This is a genomic window from uncultured Campylobacter sp., assembly GCF_937997535.1.
Lineage (GTDB): Bacteria > Campylobacterota > Campylobacteria > Campylobacterales > Campylobacteraceae > Campylobacter_B.
Genome location: NZ_CALKTT010000016.1, coordinates 22,285 through 28,780, shown reverse-complemented (window position 1 = coordinate 28,780; position 6,496 = coordinate 22,285). Strand labels below are relative to the sequence as shown.

At 48.4% G+C, this 6,496-nt stretch carries 5 protein-coding genes; all 5 read left to right on the top strand.

What is annotated here, in order from left to right; genetic code table 11:
- Positions 1-388 precede the first annotated feature (388 nt).
- The 5 genes from Q0117_RS02250 to Q0117_RS02230 all read left to right on the top strand — a co-directional run bounded on the left by Q0117_RS02250 (position 389) and on the right by Q0117_RS02230 (position 6,354).
- Positions 389-1,939, top strand: coding sequence for a flavocytochrome c (locus Q0117_RS02250; protein ID WP_297921936.1), 1,551 nt, complete (start codon positions 389-391; stop codon positions 1,937-1,939).
- A gap of 245 nt (positions 1,940-2,184) precedes the next feature.
- Positions 2,185-2,625, top strand: coding sequence for a cytochrome c3 family protein (locus Q0117_RS02245; RefSeq protein WP_297921932.1), 441 nt, complete (start codon positions 2,185-2,187; stop codon positions 2,623-2,625).
- Positions 2,622-3,284: a NapC/NirT family cytochrome c gene (locus Q0117_RS02240; RefSeq protein WP_297921939.1), complete on the top strand. Its 663-nt coding sequence runs from the start codon at positions 2,622-2,624 to the stop codon at positions 3,282-3,284. The genes Q0117_RS02245 and Q0117_RS02240 overlap by 4 nt, the downstream gene beginning before the upstream one ends.
- A 282-nt stretch (positions 3,285-3,566) precedes the next feature.
- Positions 3,567-4,688, top strand: a complete 1,122-nt coding sequence (gene proB / locus Q0117_RS02235; protein ID WP_297921929.1) for a glutamate 5-kinase — start codon at positions 3,567-3,569, stop codon at positions 4,686-4,688.
- Between the two features lie 406 nt (positions 4,689-5,094).
- Positions 5,095-6,354, top strand: coding sequence for a glutamate-5-semialdehyde dehydrogenase (locus tag Q0117_RS02230; RefSeq protein ID WP_297921926.1), 1,260 nt, complete (start codon positions 5,095-5,097; stop codon positions 6,352-6,354).
- The last annotated feature ends 142 nt before the right edge of the window (positions 6,355-6,496 follow it).

The window sequence follows — 6,496 nt, the reverse complement described above, 5'->3', positions numbered from 1 at the left end:
ATCAAATCGCCATCAAACGAAGAAATTCGCAGCATGCGAAAGCTAATCGGCGGCTACATTCACCAAATGACTCACTGCAGCAGATGCCGCGCCGACGCATGCGGCAAGCTTTGCGAGAAATGAAGACCTGCTTTTGCGGGTCTTTTATCCGGCACAGGATACACACTCTCATAGCGCACAAAATTTTATGTAGAGATTTAAATTTAAAATTTGTCTAAATTTAGAGCTAGTAGGCAGCCGATAAGCGGCTTTTTAGCGGCGGCGGTTTTTTAAAATTTAAAAACAATTTTTAAATAATATTATTTTGCTTTTATTTAACTTTTGGTACAATAACTCCAAAATTAGGCATCTGAAAAAAACCGTATAACGGTAAAATAAAGGAGACATCATGGAAAACGTTTCAAGACGTGATCTGCTCAAAATGAGCCTAGTTGGCGCGGGTGCTTTAGCGCTCGGCTCCGTAAACGCAAATGCCGCGGTTAACGCTAAAGACGTCAAATTTGACGAGGAGTGGGACGTAGTTATCGTCGGTTCCGGCTTTGCAGGACTTGCAGCTGGTATCACCGCAGCCGAAAAGGGCAACAAAGTCCTAATCCTAGAAAAGATGGGACGCGTCGGCGGTAACTCAGTTATCAACGGCGGAATTTTCGCAGTTCCAAACAGCGACAAACAAAAAGCCGAAGGCATCAAAGATAGCAACGAGCTATTTATCAAAGACTGTCTAAAAGCGGGCCGCGGCCTAAATCACGTAGATCTCATCGACACCATCGCTACTCGCGCTCAAGACGCATATAAACTAACTCTAAAATGCGGCGCTAAATACATAGATAAAGTTACTCACGCAGGCGGACACAGCGTACCTAGATCGCTTCAAACCGCTAACGGCTCGGGATCTGGCATCGTTCAGCCGATGGTAGAATACTTTAAAAACCTACAAGGCTGCGAGCTAAGACAAAGAGCTAAATTTGACGAATTTGTCCTTGGCGAAGACGGCGGCGTAGACGGCGTGATCATCAGAGAGGATTATAAATTTGATCCAAAGAGCCAAAAAGACGACGCCGAAAACACTACCGGAACTAAAAAGACGATAAAAGCTAAAAAAGGCGTAGTACTAGCTGCGGGCGGATTCTGCCGCGACGTATTCTTTAGACAGGTCCAAGATCCATCTATCCTACCTAGCACAGATAGCACCAACCACCCGGGCGCTACCGCAGGCGCTATGAAAGAGGCATTTAGGATCGGCGCTACCCCTGTTCAGCTAAGCTGGATACAATTCGGCCCATGGGCATGCCCTGATGAAAAAGGCTTTGGCGTAGGCTCTATGTTTAACGTAAACGGAAGCTTCCGCTACGGAATTTCAGTCGATCCAAGAACCGGCAAACGCTATATGAACGAGCTAGCAGACCGCCGCACCCGCTCTCAAGCTATGTTTAAAGTAATCGACGCAAAAGCCGATATCTATCCTATCAACTTCTGCGACTCTGAGGGCGTAAAAAATATGGTCATACCTGAACACTACACTAAACCGCTGGAATCTGGCGTACTAAAGAAATTTGAAACCTTAGACGAACTAGCGGCGGCTTATAAAATCCCTGCTGCAGAGCTAAAAAAGACCGTCGAGAGATATAATAGCTTCGTTAAATCAGGCAAAGACGAAGACTTTGGCAAACCAATGGATAAAACAACTACAAACGGCGTAGATATTTCTAAACCGCCTTTCTACGCTATGCGCGGTACGCCAAAACTTCACCATACTATGGGCGGTATCGATATCAATACCAAAGCTCAGGTCATCTCTTTACAAACCGAGATGCCTATCCCAAGATTATTTGCCGCAGGCGAGATCACGGGCGGCGTACACGGAGCCAGCCGCTTAGGTAGCGTGGCGATAGCTGACTGCTTAACGTTTGGTATGATTGCCGGAGAGAATATAGGCTAATTTGAGGCGTCTTTCGGACGCTTTTTGCGGAGCTTGCTAAAATTTTGCTTGGCAGACTATTTCGTCTAGCCTGCGCAAAATTTTAGCCGCGCAACCCCAAAAATCGCCTCGAAATACTTGCAAATATTATTTAGTATCGCAGGTCAAATTTAAGACTAAATTCGAGAATTCAGCCTGCGATCTTTTTAAATTTGAAGCCAAATTTGCAGTTAAATTTGTAAATTTGACATCCGAAAGGAATTCGCATGAAACATAAAGCGTTTCTCGCCTTGTGCGTATCTATGCTACTATGCTCTTTTGCATTTAGCGCAGGTGCACCAAGCGCACAGATAGCGTCTTTAGTAGATCTTAACGTCACCGACGAGCTGCGAGCCAAACACCCTTTAAAACCTCACCACGAAAAGCTAAGCTTCACCTGTCTTGATTGTCACGAAGGACAAGGAAACGACGCTAGTAAATTTAAATCTATCGGCGATAAAGGCTGTATATCCTGTCACGGCGACAAGAAAAAGATAGCTAAAAGACTAGAATATATGGATCTGCTAAAAGCAAATCCCCACAACTCGGTTCACGACGGCCCTACGCTATACTGCGACGAGTGCCACAACGAGCATAAAAAATCAACCAATATGTGCACGGAGTGCCACGAACACGAAGTTCCGCAATGGATGGGGGTAACGCCATGAAAATTTCAAAGAAAATACTAGCGCTTATTATACTAGTAAGCGGCATTATAGGATTTTTAGTCGTACTTCCCGTGCATTACGCCCTAGAAGAAACTAGCGGAGAGAAGTTTTGCGTAGTGTGCCACGAGATGGATCCTATGGTTATAGCTTATAGCAACGACGTTCACAGCGGCAAAGGCAAAAGCGGAGTAAGGGCTAAATGCGTAGACTGCCACATACCTCACGACAATCTAGCCAAATACGTTTTAACTAAAGCTAAAAACGGACTAATGGAGGGATACGTTCATTTCTTTAAAGATCCTGAGGCTATAGACTGGCATAAAAATAGAGAGAAAAGAGAGCACTTCGTATTTGATAACGGTTGCGTTAGCTGTCATACGAATTTGGTAGATAATAAGCTAACCTCAGCCCAGGCTCAAAAGATGCACGCTCACTATCAAAGCTTGCTAAATACCGATAAGCAACTAGCCTGCGCTAGCTGTCATGCCGAGGTAGGCCACAGCGGGCTAAACAATATGCTAAACTACTGGAAGCCTGAATACAAAATCTACGAAAAGAAAGCCGCAATCAAAAAAGAAGAGATAAAGAAGGCATATTTCGGGGAGGATTATGTGGGGCCGAAAGTAGAAAATAAAGAAGGCAATGCCACCAAAAAGTAGGCTAAAATGAAGAAAATTTTGCTCGTTAGCGACGACGTGGAGATGCAGCTAAACCTCAACGCCGCGCTTTAGCAAGGATCCGGTAAATTTTAAGTCAGTAAAATTTCGCGCGATAACGGGAGTTTATCTCCCGTTACGATCTTCGTAGACGGACTATCTCTACGCTTTATTAGAATTACTCGGGAATAAATTTAAACCAAAAGCTCGCATCTACTCAGCTCAAAACATAAAATTTAAAATAAGCCGTTTTCGATATAATTTTCAAAAATTTCGGAGCGGAAAATGGGTAGAAAAGAGCTTCTGGGCGGCGCAAAACGTATCGTCGTAAAAATCGGTACCTCAACGCTTACCAATGCGGACGGTTCGCTAAATGAGCGGCTCATCAAAAGTCTAGTCGCGCAAATTTGCAAGCTAAAAGATGCGGGCTTTTGCGTGGCTTTGATAAGCTCGGGCGCCGTGGGCGCGGGTATGGGGCTGCTAGGTATCGCGCAAAGACCCAAAATTTTAAGCCGCAAGCAAGCTTTAGCGGCGGTCGGGCAGGTTGCGCTGATGCATATTTACGAGCGGCTGTTTTGGGCGCATGACCGCATTATCGCGCAGCTGCTGTTAAGCCGAGGCGATTTTAGCGACAGGGCGCGCTATCTTAGCGTGCGAAATGTCTGCGCGGAGCTGCTCTCGCGCGGCATCGTACCGATCATAAACGAAAACGATCCCGTCGTAGCAGATGAACTCAAAGTGGGCGATAACGACACGCTAAGCGCGCTAGTAGCGGGGCTAATCGATGCTGATCTGCTCGTGATTTTAAGCGACATAGACGGGCTGTACGACAAAAATCCGAGCGAGCACGCGGACGCAAAACTTTTAAACTTTATTGAAAAAATCGACGAGCGCGTCGTCAAAATGGCAGGCGGCGAGGGCAGTAAATTCGGCACAGGCGGCATGGCGACCAAGATCGCGGCGGCGCAAATGGCAAATCAGATCGGCACGAGCCTGATCATCGCAAACGGGCGTACGGACGGAATTTTGCTTAAAATAGCGGCAGGCGAGGAGGTCGGCACCCTCTTTAGCGCGGGCACGGCGCGGCTTAGCTCGCGTAAATATTGGCTCGCATACGGCGCGATCAGCAAAGGCGCGGTGATTATCGACGCGGGGGCGGCAGAGGCGATAAAATCGGGCAAAAGCCTGCTTGCAGTAGGTATTACCGAGGTGCGCGGCGAGTTTGAGCGCGGCGAGATCGTAAGCCTCTGCATGGCGGACGGCAAGCTGCTGGCGCACGGCATTAGCAACTATTCAAGCTGCGAGCTTGAGCGCATAGCGGGCGCAAAAAGCGATGAGATAGAGCATGCTTTAGGCTACAAAAGCGACGATGACGCGATACATGCGGATAATATCGCGCTGCAATGAAATTTTAGCCGTGTTCGCGCGTTTAAATTTTAAACGGAGGGCGTAGATGAAAAAGATTATATTTTTTGCGCTACTTTTGGCAGGCGCGGCGTGGACGGCGAAATTTGACGAATCGGACGCCGATAAAAACGGCGAGCTAGACGTTCTTGAACTGTGCGGATAGGAGCCGGCGGATTACGTAAAAGTGCTATGCGCAAATTGGAATGAGAAGGTTGGGCATAATGCCCGGCGAGTAAGCGAAATTTTGACATAAGAAAATCCGAAATAAAATGACCCAAAGCGCGCTAAATTTAAACCGCCGTGCGGATAAAAATAAGACGCGCAGGAATTTTAGACGCGATATAGGTGCTGTTCGCAGAATTTTGATACAAAGCGTGTGATTTGTTTTATAGATTAAGGAGCGAAAATGAACGAAATTTTAGAGATTTGTAAGCGCGCAAAGGCCGCTTGCGGCGAGCTTTTAAGACTTGACAGTAGGGCTAAATTTGAAATTTTAAACACCGTGGCGGACGAGCTGCTCGCGCAAAAGGATGCGATAAAAGCGGCAAACGCCAAAGACCTTACAAACGGCGAGGAATCGGGCCTCCGCGCAGCGATGCTTGACCGTCTAAGGCTAACTGACGCCCGCATCGAGGCTATGGCGCAGGGCGTGCGCGAGGTGGCGGGCTTCGCCGAAGTCGTGGGCGAGAATCTAGGCGGCTGGAGCCATCCAAACGGCATGCAAATCAGCCGCGTGCGCGTGCCGCTGGGGGTGCTTGGTATCATCTATGAGAGCCGTCCAAACGTCAGCATCGACGCGGCGGCTCTGGCGCTAAAAAGCGGCAATGCAGCGATCCTGCGAGGCAGTGCTAGTGCGCTAAATTCAAACATCTTTTTAGTAAATTTATTTAACGAGGCGGGGGCGAAATTCGGCTTACCGACAGGTGCAGTGCAGCTCGTGGAGAGCGCCGAACGCGAAGTCGTAGCGCACATGGCGAAAATGAGCGAGTATATCGACGTTTTGATACCGCGCGGCGGCAAGAGCTTAAAAGATTTTATCGCGCAAAACGCGACCGTACCGATCATCATGACGGGTGAGGGAGTTTGCCACATCTTTGTCGATGAGAGCGCAAATTTGAGCGAGGCGGCAAAGATAATCAAAAACGCCAAAACCCAGCGTCCAAGCGTCTGTAACGCCGTTGAGTGCGTGCTTTTGCATGAGCGCGTGGCGGGCGAAATTTTGCCTGAGCTTGTGCGCGAAATGCCAGAGGTCGAGTTTCGCGTGAGTTCGGAGCTTTTTAATGCGTGCGAGTCGGAGCTGCGAGGCGCTAAAAACGTCAAGCCTGCCAGCGAGAGCGACTTTGGCGCCGAGTTTTTGGATCTCGTTTTGGCTGTGCGCGCCGTGCGGGATGCGGATGAGGCGATCAGCTTTATAAATGCGCATTCTAGCGGCCATTCGGACGCGATTTTAAGCGAAAACTACGCAAACATCGAGCGGTTTTTAAACGAAGTTGGCAGCGCAGTCGTCTACGCCAACGCCTCGACTCGTTTTAGCGACGGCAGCGAGTTTGGATTTGGCGGCGAGATCGGCATCAGCACGCAAAAGCTGCACGCCAGAGGGCCGATGGGGGTGAGGGAGCTCACGACCTATAAATACGTCGTCCGCGGAGACGGGCAAATTCGTTAGCGGCTCGTCTTTTTCAAAAGGCCCATTTTGCGAGCGCTTTTGAGAGAAATTTTGCTTCTCTTGCGCTCGCAACTGCAAGCAGAAGTCTAGCTTGCGCAAAATTTTAGCCGCGCAACCCCAAAAATCGCCTCGAAATACTTGC

Bases quoted from the DNA above. Each gene is read 5' to 3' on its own strand.
- Q0117_RS02250 (WP_297921936.1), top strand. From the start codon at position 389: ATGGAAAACGTTTCAAGACGTGATCTGCTCAAAATGAGCCTAGTTGGC.
- Q0117_RS02245 (WP_297921932.1), top strand. From the start codon at position 2,185: ATGAAACATAAAGCGTTTCTCGCCTTGTGCGTATCTATGCTACTATGC.
- Q0117_RS02240 (WP_297921939.1), top strand. From the start codon at position 2,622: ATGAAAATTTCAAAGAAAATACTAGCGCTTATTATACTAGTAAGCGGC.
- proB (WP_297921929.1), top strand. From the start codon at position 3,567: ATGGGTAGAAAAGAGCTTCTGGGCGGCGCAAAACGTATCGTCGTAAAA.
- Q0117_RS02230 (WP_297921926.1), top strand. From the start codon at position 5,095: ATGAACGAAATTTTAGAGATTTGTAAGCGCGCAAAGGCCGCTTGCGGC.